The organism is Cupriavidus taiwanensis (genome assembly GCF_900249755.1).
Lineage (GTDB): Bacteria > Pseudomonadota > Gammaproteobacteria > Burkholderiales > Burkholderiaceae > Cupriavidus > Cupriavidus taiwanensis_D.
Map to the genome: position 1 here is coordinate 2,058,332 of NZ_LT976853.1, position 14,579 is coordinate 2,072,910.

Consider the following 14,579-nt stretch of genomic DNA (forward strand, 5'->3'; position numbering starts at 1 on the left):
TGGTTGCGCATGCCCGGTATGTTCTTGATGTTCTGTTCCCGGGCGGATCGCTTGGCTAAGCAACCCCGAACTGGCGCTGCGGACCTGGCGCTACGGCTCTCATGGCGTAGCGCGCATTGTCGACAATTCCGGGCGCGGTTTGTGGCATGGGCATGTTGCGGGGCCGGCCACCCTATGGAATTGCTTAGCGAAAAGATCGCCGCTATTCTACCGTGCTGCGCCGCACTTTTCTGCGGAAGATTGAATCTATTTCTTAACGCGCCATGCCAATGTGCGCCATCCCCATGTCCCAGCCAGAAGCGCCCGGAACGGCGACACCCGGGTCCCAGCCTGGAGCGCAGCCCGATACCCCTGCCACCCCCGCGCCCGCCTCACCCGCCGCCCCCCAGGCGGCCGAGCGGCCCGCGGTGCGCACCGTGTTCATCGTCTCGGACGGCACCGGCATCACCGCCGAGACCTTCAGCCACTCGATCCTGGCCCAGTTCGAAATGCGCTTCCGCAAGGTGCGCATGCCCTTCGTCGATACCCCGGAGAAGGCACATATTGCCGTCGGCAAGATCAACGAGGCGTTCCACAACGAAGGCGTGCCGCCGATCGTCTTCACCACGCTGGTCAACCAGGAAGCGAACAAGGCGCTGCGCCGCGCCAAGGCGATGATCCTGGACATGTTCCAGACCTTTATCGAGCCGCTCGAGAAGGAACTGGGGCTCAAGTCGACCCACGCCATCGGCCGCTTCCACCAGAATGCGGACACTGAGGCCTACAAGAACCGGATCGAGGCGATCAACTTCTCGCTGGCGCATGATGACGGCCAGTCACACAAGAACCTGGAAGAAGCCGATGTGATCCTGGTGGGCGTGTCGCGCAGCGGCAAGACCCCGACCAGCCTCTACCTGGCCATGCAGTACGGGCTGAAGGCCGCCAACTATCCGCTGATTCCCGACGACTTCGAGCGCGGCCGGCTGCCGTCGGCGCTGTATGCGTTCAAGCCCAAGATCTTTGGCCTGTCGATCGACCCGCAGCGGCTGACCGAGATCCGCAACGAGCGCCGTCCCGGCAGCAAGTACGCCGCGCTGGAAAACTGCCGCTACGAGGTCAACGAGGCCGAGGCGATGATGCGCCGCGAAGGCATCAAGTGGCTGTCTTCGACGCACAAGTCGATCGAGGAGATCGCGACCACGATCCTGCAGGAGATCAAGGTCGATCGCGACAACTACTGAAGCAAAAAGCGGCCGCACGGGCCGCTTTCTTTTTCTCCGGGCCGGCGGCTTCAGCCGGCGCGCCGCTGGCGCACCGCCTCGAACAGGCAGATCGCCGTCGCCGCGGCCACGTTCAGCGATTCCATGCCGCCCGGTTGCGGAATGCCGACCTTGCGCGTGACATGCGCCATCCAGCCCTCGCTGACCCCTGCCCCTTCGTTGCCCACCACCCACGCCACCGGCCCGCGCAGGTCGGTATCGAACACCGCGGCCTCGGCGTGCGAAGAGGTCGCCAGCAACGGGATCGCCAGGCGCGGCGCCAGCGTCTCGAGCGTGCAATGCTCGACGATATTCAGGTGGAAGTTCGCGCCCATGCCGGCGCGCAGCGTCTTGACCGACCACGCGAAGGCGCAGCCGGTGGCGAGGAAGGCGTCGCGGATGCCGGCCGCGGCCGCGCTGCGCAGGATCGAGCCGACATTGCCGGCGTCCTGCACCCCGTCGAGGATGATGCAGTCCTGTTCGATGCGCGCCGGCAGGTGCCCCACCGGCGTCTCGATCACCAGCATCAGGTCGATGCCGTTGACCACGCCGCTGATCTGCGTGAACAGCGCATCGGCCAGCACCACCACGCGCTCGCTGTCCATCCGGGCCAGCAGCGGCGCGACTTCGGGGTGGTCGTAGTGGCGCTCCGACACCAGGCAGGTCACGGGCTGGCCGCGCGCGGCCACATAGGCCTGCGCCAGGTGCACGCCGTCGAGCAGCGACTGGCCGGCCTTGCGGCGCTGGTGCGTGGAACCGGCAAGCGCCTTCAGGTGCTTGAACAGCGCGTTGTCGCGCGAGGTGACGTGCTTCACGATGCTTCGGGTGGCAGGAACGTGACGTGCTGCGCGGCCTCGGCGGCCGCGGCACCGGCAAAGGCGTCGGCGTCGGCATCAGCCATGTCGTCGATGACCGGCGCGGCGGCGGCCATGCCGGTGAACAGCGGCCGCTGCCCCAGCGCCTCGCGCACGGGCGCGAACGAGCGGCGATGGTGCGGGGTCGCGCCGAATTCGGCCAGCGCGGCCAGGTGCTGCGGCGTGCCGTAGCCCACGTGCGAATCGAAGCCGTACTGCGGGTAGGCCGAGTGCAGCGCCATCAGCGCGCGGTCGCGCGCCACCTTGGCCAGGATCGACGCGGCCGAGATCGCCTTGACCAGCGCATCGCCCTTGACGATGGCTTCGACCGGGAACGCGACCTGCGGGCAGCGGTTGCCGTCGACCTGCACCAGGTCCGGCACCACGCCGCTGGCGGCCAGGCCCTGCACCGCGCGCTGCATCGCCAGCATGCTGGCGTGCAGGATGTTGATGGTATCGATTTCCTCGACCGTGGCGAAGGCGATATGCCAGCCCAGCGCGCGCTCGCAGATCTTCTCGTACAGCGCCTCGCGTTTGGCCGCGGTCAGGATCTTGGAATCGGCCAGGCCGCGGATCGGGCGTTTCGGGTCCAGCACCACCGCGGCGGCATAGACCGGCCCCGCCAGCGGGCCGCGGCCGGCTTCGTCGACGCCGCACAGGTACTGGATGGCGCGGGCATCCGGCGCCAGGTCCAGCCCCAGCTGAGGCGTGGCAGCATTGCGGCGTGCCATCAGACGGTCCCCCGGCTGCGCATCAGGTCGACCACGACATCGGCCGCCAGTTGCGCGGTGTTGCACTTGAGCGTTTCGTGCATCCGCGTGAAATGCTCGTAGAGGAAGGCGGTGTTGCCCTCGTCGTTGAGCTGCAGCAGGGTCTCGCGGGCCAGCGCCTCGGGCGTGGCGTCGTCCTGCAGCAGTTCGGGGACGACAAAGCGCCCTGAAAGGATATTAGGCAATCCCACGTACGGCAGGTAACCCTGCCGCTTCATGATCTGCGCGGTCAGCCAGGGCACCTTGTACGAGATCACCATCGGCTTCTTGTACAGCGCCGCCTCCAGCGTCGCGGTGCCGCTGGCCAGCAGCACCACGTCGGCGGCTTCCATGGCCTGGTGCGACTTGCCGTCGACAATGGTAAGGCGCAGTTCCGGGTATTGCCGGTGCAGGTCTTCGACGATGGCGCGCAGCGGCGCGCTGGCGGCCGGCAGCGCGAACGCCAGGTTCGGGTCCATGCGCTGCATGCGAGCCATCGCCGCGAAGAAGGTGGCGCCGAGGTTGCGCACCTCGGACTGGCGGCTGCCCGGCAGCACGGCGACGATGCGGTGCCCGGCCGGCAGGCCGAGTTCGGCGCGCGCGCCGGCGACATCGGGCACCATCGGGATCACGTCGGCCAGCGGATGGCCGACATAGGTGGCCGGAATGCCGGCCCTGGCGTAGATCTCAGGCTCGAACGGGAACAGGCACAGGATGTGGTCGACCGCGCGCGCAATGGTGCGGATGCGCCCGCCGCGCCAGGCCCAGATCGACGGGCTGACGAAATGCACCACCGGAATGCCGGCACGGCGCAGCGGCACTTCCAGGCCGAAATTGAAGTCCGGGGCATCGACCCCGATAAAGCACAGCGGGGGCTCGGCCAGCAGCCAGTCGCGCACCGCGCGCCGGGTGGCGAGGATCTCGCGCAGCGAGCCCAGCACCTCGACATAACCGTTGACCGACAGCGTTTCCATCGGCCAGCGCGAGGTGAAGCCCCGCGCCATCATGCGCTTGCCGCCGATGCCGGCGTAGTCGACCGACTCTCCCGTTTCAGCCAGGCGGGCCTGCAGCCCGCCCATCATCAGCGAAGCCAGCAGGTCGCCCGATGCCTCGCCGGCCACCATGGCGATGGTGCCGCGCTTGCCCGCGGCGCCGGCGTTGCCCGCTGGCAGGTCCTTCCGAATCGCGGCGTCAGCCATGTGGGTCCGGTCTCAGCGCACGATGCCGCGCTGGGTGGCGGCAAGGAAGTCGACAAAGGCCTGCAGCGGCGCCGCGGTGCCGGCATCCACCTGCGCCAGCAATGCGGAGATCTCGTTGCGCGCCTCGTCGAAGCTGAGGTCGGACTTGTACAGCAGCTTGTAGGCCTGCCGCAGCGCGGCGATCTGGCCGGCGTCGAAGCCGCGGCGGCGCAGCCCTTCGACATTGATGCCATGCGGCGTGGCCTTGTTGCCGCTCTTGTCGCTGGCCGCGATCACGTATGGGGGCACGTCCTGCACCAGCGCCGAGGCGCCGCCCAGCATCGCATGGGCGCCGATGCGCACGAACTGGTGCACGCCGCTCATGCCGCCCAGGATGGCCCAGTCGCCCACCTCGACGTGGCCGGCGATCTGCGCGTTGCTGGAAAACACGGTGTGGTTGCCGACCATGCAGTCATGGGCGATATGGACATAGGCCATGATCCAGTTGTCGTTGCCGATGCTGGTCAGGCCGCGGTCCTGCACCGTGCCGGTGTGGATCGTGGTGAATTCGCGGATGGTGTTGCGGTCGCCGATCTCGAGCCGGGTCGGCTCGTTGCGGTACTTCATGTCCTGCGGCACGCCGCCGACCGACGCATAGGGGCCGATGGTGTTGCCCGCGCCGATCGTGGTATGGCCCTCGACCGTCGTATGCGAGCCGATCCGGGTACCGCTGCCGACCCGCACATTGGGGCCGACGATGGAGAACGGGCCGACGCTTACGTCGGCGGCCAGTTCCGCCTTCGGGTCGACCAGTGCGGTGGGGTGGATTTGCGTCATGCGTACTGTCCTGTGATGGGTCTGGTGAAGGATGGGCCAATGCGCCTGGCAAAGGTTCCCGTCCGGTCCGTCCGCCCCCGCACGGCGGGGACGCGGCAGTCAGCCCGCGGCAGCGCCGCGGGCCGCGGGCGGCCTCACTCGGCCTGCTTCACGGTGCACATCAGCTCCGCCTCGCAGGCCACCTTGTCGTCGACCGTGGCGAACGCCTTGAACTTCCAGATGCCGCGGATATAGCGCTCGACCGTCACGTTCATGTGCAGCTGGTCGCCCGGGTACACCACCTGCTTGAAGCGGGCGCCGTCGATGCCGACGAAGTAGTACAGCGCGCCTTCCTTGCGCTCCATGTCGGCGCCGAAGGTCAGCAGGCCGGCCGACTGCGCCAGCGCTTCCAGGATCATCACGCCCGGCATCACCGGCTGCTCGGGGAAATGGCCCTGGAAGTACGGTTCGTTGATGGTGACGTTCTTCAGGGTCTTGATCCGCTTCTGCGCTTCGAACTCCAGCACGCGGTCGACCAGCAGGAACGGGTACCGGTGCGGCAGCAGCTTGAGGATCTTGCGGATATCGATTTCGGCCGCGCTCATGATGATTTCTCTTTAGTCTTGTGAGGGTTGGGACCCGGCGGCCTGGCCGCGCAGGCGGCGTTCCAGCGCCACCACCCGTTCGCGCAGCTTGCTCAGGCCGCGCACGATGGCTGCGTTGCGTTCCCACTCGCCGTGCGGCAGGAACGGGAACACGCTGGTGAAATGCCCGCCGGGCTTGGTAATGGACTTGGTGATCGAGGTGCCGCCCGACACCGTGGTGCGGTCGGCGATGGTCAGGTGGCCGGCAAAGTTGGCCGCGCCGCCGATCACGCAGAAGCGGCCGATGCGCGTGCTGCCCGACACCGCGGCGCAGCCGGCGATGACCGTGTGCGCGCCGACCCGCACGTTGTGCGCGATCTGGACCTGGTTGTCGATCTTGCAGCCGTCCTCGATCACGGTATCGGCCATGGCGCCGCGGTCGATCGCGGAATTGGCGCCGACTTCCACGTCATCGCCCAGCACCGCGCGCCCGGTTTGCGGGATCTTCACATATTCCACGCCGGTCGCGCTGATGTCCGGCGCAAAGCCGAAGCCGTCGGCACCGATCACCACGCCGCTGTGCAGGATGGCGCGGGCGCCGACCACGCAGTGGTGGTAGACCGAGACATTGGCGTAGAGCAGCGCATCGTCGCCGATCTGCGCGTGCGCGCCGACGTAGCCGTTGGCAAGAATGCGCACGCGCTCGCCCAGGCGCGCGCCGGCTTCGATGACCACGTTGGGGCCGATATAGCACGATGCCGGCACCACCGCGTCGGGCGCCACGGTGGCGCGCGCGTCGATGCCGGTGCGCGCATCGGTATTGGCGGCGCGGTCGAAACGCTGCGCCACGCGGGCAAAGCACACGTAGGGATTGCGCGCCACCAGCCAGTTGCGGCCGTCGGCCTTGCCTTCGGCGCGCACGCGCTCGAGGTCGGCGGCCGAGACGATCACGGCGCCGGCTTTCGCATCCAGCGCCTGCTGCAGGTAGAGCGGATTGGACAGGAACGAGAGTTCGCCCGGTCCGGCCTGGTCCAGGGGGGCCAGGCCGGTGATCGCCAGGTCGGGGTCACCCACAACCTGCGCGCCGTTCTCGGTGGCGAGCTGACCCAGTGTGGGTGTCTGCATGGCGGTACTTCCTGATGGAAAAACGAAAGAAGGAGATGAAGCCGCGGCGGCTTACTTGCTGCCGGCGTTCAGCACCTTCATCACGTCGTCGGTGATATCGATGCGCGGATTCACGTAGACCGCTTCCTGCACGATCAGGTCGTACTTGCGCTGTTCGGCGAGCTGGCGGATCACGCGGTTGGCGCGTTCCAGCACCTGGGCCAGCTCCTCGTTGCGGCGCTGGTTCAGGTCCTCGCGGAATTCGCGCTGCTTGCGCTGGAACTCGCGGTCCAGGTCAGCCACTTCGCGCTGGCGGCGCTGGCGGTCGGAATCGGCCAGCACGGCCGTGTCCTTGTCCAGCTTGTCGGCCATGCCCTTGATCTTCTGGGCCATGTCCTGCAGCTCGCGGTCGCGCTTGGAGAACTCCTGCTCCAGCTTGACCTGCGCCGCCTTGGCCGGCTGCGAATCGCGCAGGATGCGTTCGGAATTGACCGCGGCGATGCGCGCTTCCTGGGCCGAAGCCGGCGTCGCGGCACAGATCGCCGCGGTGGCGAGCGCGGCGGCGCCGAGGGACTTGACCAGTTTGAATGTTGTAGTCATGAAAACAGATCCTTTTTCAGAATCAGAATGCCGTGCCGATCTGGAACTGGAAGCGCTGGACCTTGTCGTTGGTGTCGCGCCGCAGCGGGAAGCCCATGCTGAGCTTCAGCGGCCCGATTGGCGACAGCCACGACATGCCGAAGCCGGTCGAGTACTTCAGTTCGCTGAAGCTGAGCGGCTCGCCTTCCTGGTAGACGTTACCGAAGTCGAAGAAGGTGAACAGGCGCAGCGTGCGATCCACGCCGGAGCCCGGCAGCGGGAAGATGAACTCGATGTTGCCGATCATCTTGGAGGCGCCGCCCACCGGGTTGCCGTTCTGGTCCTTCGGGCCCAGCGTGCTGGTCTGGTAGCCGCGCACCGAGCCGATACCGCCGGCGTAGAAGTACTTGAACACCGGGAACGGCGTGTTGCCGTAGCCATGGCCGTAGGCGACCTCGCCGTTCAGTGCCAGCGTGAAGGCCTTCGAGATCGGGTAGAAGTACTGCTGCTGCACGCTGGCGCGGTAGTACTGCGTATCGCCGCCCGGCAGGCCGACTTCCAGGTTGGCCTGGGTGTACGGGCCCTTGGTCGGGACCAGCGCACTGTCGCGGCGGTCGCGTGCCCAGCCGATCGTGAACGGGAAGTTGTTGATGCCGTCGCCGGAGTTCTTGCCGATCTTGTTGAGCCAGTCGGTGTACTGGGTCGGGGTGTTGACCGAGGTGTACACCTGGGTGCGTTCGTAGCCGATGCCGAAGAACACGGTATCGACTTCGGAGAACGGAACGCCGAACTTGAAGCCGCCGCCGGCCGACACGATCTTGTAGTCCTGGTCGCCGGTGTAGTACAGCGGGCGCGAGGTACGGTAGTAGATATCGGTCGAGCGGCTGATGCCGTCCACCGTGAAGTACGGGTCGTACTGCGTCAGCGCGATGGTGCGGAACGACTTGGCGGTGTTCACGTCCAGACCCAGGCTGGTGCCCGAGCCGAACACGTTGTCCTGGCGCAGGCCGGCCTGCAGCACCAGCTTGTCGGTCGACGAGAAGCCCACGCCCAGGCTGATCTGGCCGGTCGGCTTTTCGGTCACGTTGACGTTCACATCGACCTGGTCGGGCGCGCCGGGCACGTCCTCGGTGGTGATGTTGGTGTCGGTGAAGTAGCCGGTACGGTTGATGCGTGCCTGCGACTGCTGCAGCTTCTCGCTGTCGAACCACGAGCTTTCCATCTGGCGCATCTCGCGCCGCACCACTTCGTCGCGGGTCTTGCTGTTGCCGACCACATTGACGCGGCGCACGTAGACGCGGCGGCCCGGATCGACCATCAGGGTCAGCGCGACTTCACGCTTTTCCTTGTCGATCTGCGGTTGCGGGTTGATGGTGGTGAAGGCGTAGCCATAGGTGCCGAGCAGGTCGGTAATGGCCTTGGTGCTCTGCGTCAGCTTCTCGGACGAGAAAATATCGCCCTTCTTCAGCTGCAGCAGCTTTTCCATTTCCTCCTGCTTGCCCAGCAGTTCGCCCGCCAGGCGCACCTCGGAAACCTTGTACTGCTCGCCTTCCTTGATGTTCAGCGTCAGGAAGATGTCTTTCTTGTCGGGCGTGATCGAGACCTGGGTCGACTCGATGGCGAATTCCAGGTAGCCGCGGTTCAGGTAGTACGAGCGCAGCGCTTCCAGGTCGGCGGTCAGCTTCTGCTTCGAGTACAGGTCGTTCTTGGTGTACCACGACAGCCAGTTGGGCGTGGACAGCTGCATCTCGTCGCGCAGCGTGCTTTCCTTGAACGCCTTGTTGCCGACGATATTGATTTGCCGGATCTTGGCGACCGGGCCTTCGTCGACGTTGAACACCACCGAGACGCGGTTGCGGTCGACCGGCGTGATCGTGGTCTGCACGTCGGCGGCATAGTAGCCGCGCGCGACGTACTGGCGCTTGAGCTCCTGCTCGGCCTTGTCGATCAGGGCCTTGTCGTAGTAGCGGGCCTCGGCCACGCCGACCGCGCGCAGCGAGCGGCGCAGCGTGTCCTTGTCGAATTCCTTGATGCCGACGAACTCGAGCTGCGAAATCGCCGGGCGCTCTTCGACCTGCACCACCAGCACGCCTTCCTCGGCGCGGATCTGCACGTCCTTGAAGAAGCCGGTATTGTAGAGGGCACGGATGGCATCGGCGCCCTTGTCATCGGTGAAGGTTTCCCCGACGCGCACCGGCAGGTAGCCAAACACGGTACCCGGTTCGACACGTTGCAGTCCCTCAACGCGGATGTCCCTGACGACGAACGGATCGGCAGCCCAGCCCGCCGGGCTCCAGGCTGCAATAACGGCACTCGCCAGCAAGCCCAGCGAAATGCGCTTATGTCTGATCAATGTTGATCCCCTCTTTGATTCCATCCAGGATTGCGCTCCGATGCCTCATTGGACTGCGCCTGGCAAATGGCGTCCCCGGCGACGGTGTCCGACGACACCACCACCCCCTTGCCGACACACGTTTCTAGCCGTTCGCCAGAAACATTCGGCTGACGTCATTGAACAAAGCGAGCGAAGTCAGGAGCAAGATGCAGGCGATGCCAACCTTCTGCAGCATTGCCTGCCAGTGGTCTGGGACGGGCCGGCCAGTCAAAAATTCCACGCAATAATACAGCAAATGCCCCCCGTCCAGAACCGGAATAGGTAACAAATTCAGTACTCCGAGACTAACGCTGACCAGCGCCAGGAAGCTGACAAAGGCCTGTATGCCGAGGTTGGCGGCGCGCCCGGCGTAGTCCGCCACGGTCAGCGGCCCGCTCAGGTTTTGCAGCGATGCCTGCCCCACCAGCATCTTGCCCAGCAGCTTGAGCGACAGCACGCTGGTGTCCCAGACCTGGCCCGCCGCGCGCGCCAGCGCCTCGTCCGGCCGGTAGCGCACGGTCTCCATCTGCACCGCCTGGGTCAGCGCCGCGCCGAGCTTGCCCGCGGGCGCCGGCGCGGCACGGCTGGCATCGCCGGCACCGTCGCGCGCCGCGGCAGTGTCGAGCGTGACCGGCACGTCCAGGCGCTGGCCGTCGCGCTCGATGCCGAGCGTCACGGCCTGCCCCGGCTGGCTGCGCACCGCCTTGATCAGCGCGCTGGCCTGCGTGATCGGGCTGCCCTGCCAGGCCACCACGCGGTCGCCCTTGCGCAGTCCGGCGCGTTCGGCGGCCGAATCCGGCAGCACCTCGGTGATCGTCACCGGCCCGCCCTTCAGGTTCAGGCCCAGCGTGGCCAGCGGGTCCTGCTCGGGATTGCCGCCGGTATTGGGCAGGCGCGGCAGCGTGACGTCGCGCTCGGCGCCGTCGGCGCCGCGCACGCGCAGCACCGCGCGCGCATCGCCGAAGCCTTCGGCAAACACCGCCATGCGCAGGTCGTTCCAGGAGCGCACCGGCTCGGTGTCGCCGTTGGCGGTCAGCGACAGCACCCGGTCGCCGTCGCGCACGCCGGCCTGCGCCGCCATGGTGCCGGCCGCGGGCGCCGCCACCACGGGCACGGGCTCGCGCATGCCGCCGGCGAACAGCGCGAAATACAGCACGATCGCCAGCGCGAAATTGGCCAGCGGGCCGGCCGCGACGATGGCGAAGCGCTTGCCCACCGGCTGGCGGTTGAAGGCGCGCGGCAGGTCGGCCGGGTCGATCGGCGCATCGCGCGCGGGATCGAGCTCGCGCTCGTCGAGCATCTTGACGTAGCCGCCCAGCGGGATCGCCGCCACCGTCCATTCGGTGCGGTCGCGGCTTCTGGAAATCCAGCGCAGCAGCGGCCGCCCGAAGCCGATGGAAAAACGCAGCACCTTCACGCCGCAGGCGCGCGCGGCCAGGTAGTGGCCCATTTCGTGCACGTAGATCAGCACGCACAGGGCAACGATGAAAGCGAGTACGGTTTGCATGGATGCGGGACGTCGGTAAGGTCGCTGGGCCGGCCCGCGCGGTCCCGCAAGGGACCCGCCGGCGCAGCCGCTATTGTCGCAGATGCGGCGGACCGCCCCGCCGGATCAGCGCGCCGCGGCGCGCGCGGCCACGCCGGCGCGGGCCGCCTCGCGTGCCAGCGCGTCGGCCGAGAGCACGGCCTCGAGCGTATCGGCCGAGCCGTTCGGTGCTTGCTCCAGCACCTCGCGCACGATGCCGGCGATATCGGTAAAACGCACGCGCCCGGCAAGGAATGCTTCTACCGCCACTTCATTGGCGGCATTGAGCACCGCCGGCGCCACCCCCGCCGCGCGCAGCGCGTCGAAGGCCAGCGCCAGGCACGGGAACCGCGCCAGGTCCGGCTTTTCGAAATGCAGGCCGCCGGCGAGGGTCAGGTCGAGCGGGGTCACGCCCGCGTCGATCCGTTCCGGGTAGGCCAGGCCATAGGCGATCGGCGTGCGCATGTCGGGGTTGCCCAGTTGCGCCAGCACCGAGCCATCGGTGTAGGCCACCATCGAATGCACGATGCTCTGCGGGTGGATCAGCACCTCGATGCGCTCGGCCGGGGCACCGAACAGCCAGTGCGCCTCGATCACCTCGAGGCCCTTGTTCATCATGGTGGCCGAGTCGACCGAGATCTTGCGGCCCATGACCCAGTTGGGATGGGCGCAGGCCTGGTCGGGCGAGATATCGTGCAGCGTGGCGGGGTCGCGCGTGCGGAACGGCCCGCCCGACGCGGTCAGCAGCACCTTGGCCACGCCGCGCCCGTAGCGCGGGTCGTCGGCGGGCAGGCACTGGAAGATGGCGTTGTGCTCGCTGTCGATCGGCAGCAGCGTGGCGCCGTGCTCGCGCACCGCGTCCATGAAGATGCGCCCGGACATCACCAGCGCTTCCTTGTTGGCCAGCAGCACGCGCTTGCCGGCGCGCGCCGCCGCCAGCGTCGGGCGCAGTCCCGCCGCGCCGACGATGGCGGCCATCACCGCGTCGGCCTGCGCATCGGCGGCGATGGATTCCAGCGCGGCCTCGCCGTAGCTGACCTCGGTGGCCACGCCGGCATCGCGCAGCAGCGTTTCCAGCTCACGCGCCGCCTCGGCCGTCCCCACCACGGCGCGCGCCGGGCGGAACTCGATGCACTGCCCGGCCAGCTTGCGCACCTGCCGGTGGGCGCTGAGCGCATGCGCGGCGTAGCGGCCGGGATGGCGCCGGATCACGTCGAGCGTGCTTTCTCCGATGGAGCCGGTGGCGCCCAGGATGGTGATGCGATGCATAGCAGACGGCTTCAGAGAAAAATCAGCATCAGGGCAGCCAGCGGGAACACCGGCAGCAAGGCGTCGATGCGGTCCAGCACGCCGCCATGGCCGGGCAGCAGCCGGCTGCTGTCCTTCTTGCCGACCTGGCGCTTGAGCAGGGATTCGAACAGGTCGCCGACCACGCTCGCCGCGACCAGCAAAGTGGTCAGCACCGCGACGTAGGCCAGCCCGCCGCGGTCGCCCATCGCCGAGAACCAGGTCGGAGCAAACGCATGGGTGGCGGCCAGCGCCAGGCCGATCGCCAGCGCCAGCACCCAGCCGCCGATGGCGCCCTCCCACGACTTGCCCGGGCTGATGCCGGGCGCCAGCTTGCGCCGGCCGATCGCCTTGCCGGTGAAATACGCGCCGATATCGGCGGCCCATACCAGCACCGCGGCGGTCAGCAGCACGCCGATGCCGGCGCCGCGCAGGATCATGGTGGCATGGGCAAACGCGGGCAGCATCACCAGCCCCAGCACCGCGCCCAGCGCGGTGAAGGCCGGGGTGGCGGTGCGCACGCCGCGCGCCAGCAGCACCACCGCCACGCCCCAGCACACCACCGCGGCCTCGAGCAGCCAGGTGGTGGCGTGGCGCAGCGGCAGGTCATGCCAGGTGATGGTGGCGATCAGGCAGGCCAGCGCATAGACATAGGGCCACGGCCCGCGCAGGCCGATCAGGCGGCCGAATTCCCAGCCGGCCAGCAGCACGATCACGCCGAGCAGTCCGGCCAGGCCCGCCGGCGGCGCCAGGAACAGGATCGGCAGGATCAGCAGCAACAGGCACAGGGCGGTGATGACGCGGGTGAGGAGCATGCGCTGCGGTCCCGTGAAAGGTTGGAGTGGCCGGGCTCAGGCCGTACCGGAAAGCCCCGGCGCGACCAGCTGCGCGCTGGTGCGGCCGAAGCGGCGTTCGCGCTGGCGGTACGAGGCAAAGGCCTTGTCCAGTTCCGCGGCGTCGAAATCCGGCCAGTAGACATCGGTGAAGTACAGCTCGGAATAGGCGAGCTGCCACAGCAGGAAGTTGCTGATGCGCTGTTCGCCGCCGGTACGGATGAACAGGTCCGGCTCGGGCGCATAGGCCATGGCCAGGTGCGGCGCCAGCTGCGATTCGTCGATCGTTTCGGGATCGAGCATGGGCGAGCGCGCCAGCATCTTGCGCATGGCCTGCAGCAGGTCCCAGCGCCCGCCGTAGTTGGCGGCGATGGTGACGGTCAGGCCGGTATTGCCGGCGGTGCGCGCCTCGGCGTCCTTGATCAGCCGCTGGATGCGCGGGCTGAAGCGGCTCAGGTCGCCCACCACGCGCAGCCGGATGTTGTTGGCGTGCATCTTCACCACTTCGCGCCGCAACGACATCATGAACAGCCGCATCAGGAACGTGACCTCGTCGGCCGGGCGGCGCCAGTTCTCGGAGCTGAACGCGAACAAGGTCAGGTACTGCACGCCCCGCGCGGCGCAGGCTTCCACCACCGCGCGCACAGCGTCCAGCCCCCGGCTGTGCCCCGCCACGCGCGGCAGGTGCCGCTGGGTCGCCCAGCGGCCATTGCCGTCCATGATGATGGCAACGTGCCTGGGCACGTAGGAAGTATCGGGTACGGCAAGCGTCGAGCTGATGTGCTGCATGGGCGTGAGACGGTCGCTGACAGTCCCGGCAAGGCCGGGACGGGCGTCAGACCGTCATGATCTCCTTCTCTTTGTCCGCGACCATCTTGTCGATCTCGGCCACGTACTTGTCGGTCAGTTTCTGCACCTCGTCCTGGCCGCGGCGCTCGTCGTCTTCCGAAATGGTCTTGTCCTTGACCAGCTTCTTGAACTGCTCGTTGGCGTCGCGGCGCAGGTTGCGCACGGCCACCTTGGCACCCTCGGCCTCGCTCTTCACGACCTTGGTCAGCTCCTTGCGGCGCTCTTCGGTCAGTGCCGGCATCGGCACACGGATGACCTCGCCCATGGTGGCCGGATTCAGGCCCAGGTCGCAGTCGCGGATGGCCTTCTCGACCGCGCCGACCATTTTCTTTTCCCACGGCTGCACCGTGATGGTACGGGCATCGGCCAGGCCGATCGCCGCGACCTGGCTGATGGGCACCATCGAACCGTAGTAATCCACCTGAACGTGGTCGAGCAGGCCGGTATGGGCACGGCCGGTGCGGATCTTAGCCAGATCGGCCTTGAAGGCTTCGATCGACTTCTGCATTTTCTGCTCGGCGCTCTTCTTTGTGTCGGCGACGCTCATTTTTACCTCCGGAAATCAGCCAACCAAGATCCCCTCTGGTGGGGATCGAAAATGAATCATTC

14 protein-coding genes are annotated in these 14,579 nt (G+C 67.4%); 1 reads left to right on the plus strand and 13 read right to left on the minus strand.

The window, feature by feature from the left end:
- The first annotated feature begins 416 nt into the window (after nt 1-416).
- Complete coding sequence (ppsR, locus tag CBM2594_RS09380; protein WP_010809585.1) at nt 417-1,220, plus strand: posphoenolpyruvate synthetase regulatory kinase/phosphorylase PpsR; 804 nt, start codon at nt 417-419, stop codon at nt 1,218-1,220.
- A 50-nt stretch (nt 1,221-1,270) separates the two neighbouring features.
- On the opposite strand, the gene CBM2594_RS09385 is transcribed toward ppsR, so the two are convergent.
- The 13 genes from CBM2594_RS09385 to frr form a co-directional block, all read right to left on the minus strand.
- Nucleotides 1,271-2,053: a TrmH family RNA methyltransferase gene (locus CBM2594_RS09385; RefSeq protein ID WP_116356593.1), complete on the minus strand. Its 783-nt coding sequence runs from the start codon at nt 2,051-2,053 to the stop codon at nt 1,271-1,273.
- The gene (gene rnhB / locus CBM2594_RS09390; RefSeq protein ID WP_116356594.1) at nt 2,050-2,823 is read right to left on the minus strand and encodes a ribonuclease HII; all 774 of its coding nucleotides are present in this window, start codon (nt 2,821-2,823) and stop codon (nt 2,050-2,052) included. The genes CBM2594_RS09385 and rnhB overlap by 4 nt, the downstream gene beginning before the upstream one ends.
- Nucleotides 2,823-3,965, minus strand: coding sequence for a lipid-A-disaccharide synthase (gene lpxB, locus CBM2594_RS09395; RefSeq protein WP_345775025.1), 1,143 nt, complete (start codon nt 3,963-3,965; stop codon nt 2,823-2,825). The genes rnhB and lpxB overlap by 1 nt, the downstream gene beginning before the upstream one ends.
- An 87-nt stretch (nt 3,966-4,052) precedes the next feature.
- Nucleotides 4,053-4,856, minus strand: a complete 804-nt coding sequence (gene lpxA, locus CBM2594_RS09400; RefSeq protein ID WP_116356596.1) for an acyl-ACP--UDP-N-acetylglucosamine O-acyltransferase — start codon at nt 4,854-4,856, stop codon at nt 4,053-4,055.
- A 134-nt stretch (nt 4,857-4,990) separates the two neighbouring features.
- Nucleotides 4,991-5,440 carry a 3-hydroxyacyl-ACP dehydratase FabZ gene (gene fabZ / locus CBM2594_RS09405; protein WP_010809590.1) on the minus strand — a complete coding sequence of 150 codons (450 nt, stop codon included), beginning with the start codon at nt 5,438-5,440 and terminating at the stop codon, nt 4,991-4,993.
- Nucleotides 5,441-5,452: 12 nt separating this feature from the next.
- Nucleotides 5,453-6,544 (minus strand): UDP-3-O-(3-hydroxymyristoyl)glucosamine N-acyltransferase, encoded by a 1,092-nt coding sequence (lpxD, locus tag CBM2594_RS09410; RefSeq protein ID WP_116356597.1) that lies wholly within the window; start codon nt 6,542-6,544, stop codon nt 5,453-5,455.
- A gap of 51 nt (nt 6,545-6,595) precedes the next feature.
- Nucleotides 6,596-7,123, minus strand: a complete 528-nt coding sequence (locus CBM2594_RS09415; protein WP_116356598.1) for an OmpH family outer membrane protein — start codon at nt 7,121-7,123, stop codon at nt 6,596-6,598.
- Between the two features lie 22 nt (nt 7,124-7,145).
- Nucleotides 7,146-9,479: an outer membrane protein assembly factor BamA gene (bamA, locus tag CBM2594_RS09420; protein WP_174077709.1), complete on the minus strand. Its 2,334-nt coding sequence runs from the start codon at nt 9,477-9,479 to the stop codon at nt 7,146-7,148.
- Between the two features lie 100 nt (nt 9,480-9,579).
- Nucleotides 9,580-10,983, minus strand: coding sequence for an RIP metalloprotease RseP (rseP, locus tag CBM2594_RS09425; protein ID WP_116356600.1), 1,404 nt, complete (start codon nt 10,981-10,983; stop codon nt 9,580-9,582).
- 105 nt (nt 10,984-11,088) lie between these two features.
- Complete coding sequence (gene ispC, locus CBM2594_RS09430; protein ID WP_116356601.1) at nt 11,089-12,270, minus strand: 1-deoxy-D-xylulose-5-phosphate reductoisomerase; 1,182 nt, start codon at nt 12,268-12,270, stop codon at nt 11,089-11,091.
- Between the two features lie 11 nt (nt 12,271-12,281).
- Nucleotides 12,282-13,103, minus strand: coding sequence for a phosphatidate cytidylyltransferase (locus CBM2594_RS09435; RefSeq protein ID WP_116356602.1), 822 nt, complete (start codon nt 13,101-13,103; stop codon nt 12,282-12,284).
- Nucleotides 13,104-13,139: 36 nt separating this feature from the next.
- Nucleotides 13,140-13,910: an isoprenyl transferase gene (locus CBM2594_RS09440; protein WP_116356603.1), complete on the minus strand. Its 771-nt coding sequence runs from the start codon at nt 13,908-13,910 to the stop codon at nt 13,140-13,142.
- Between the two features lie 46 nt (nt 13,911-13,956).
- Complete coding sequence (gene frr, locus CBM2594_RS09445) at nt 13,957-14,517, minus strand: ribosome recycling factor (RefSeq protein ID WP_116356604.1); 561 nt, start codon at nt 14,515-14,517, stop codon at nt 13,957-13,959.
- Nucleotides 14,518-14,579: the final 62 nt, after the last annotated feature.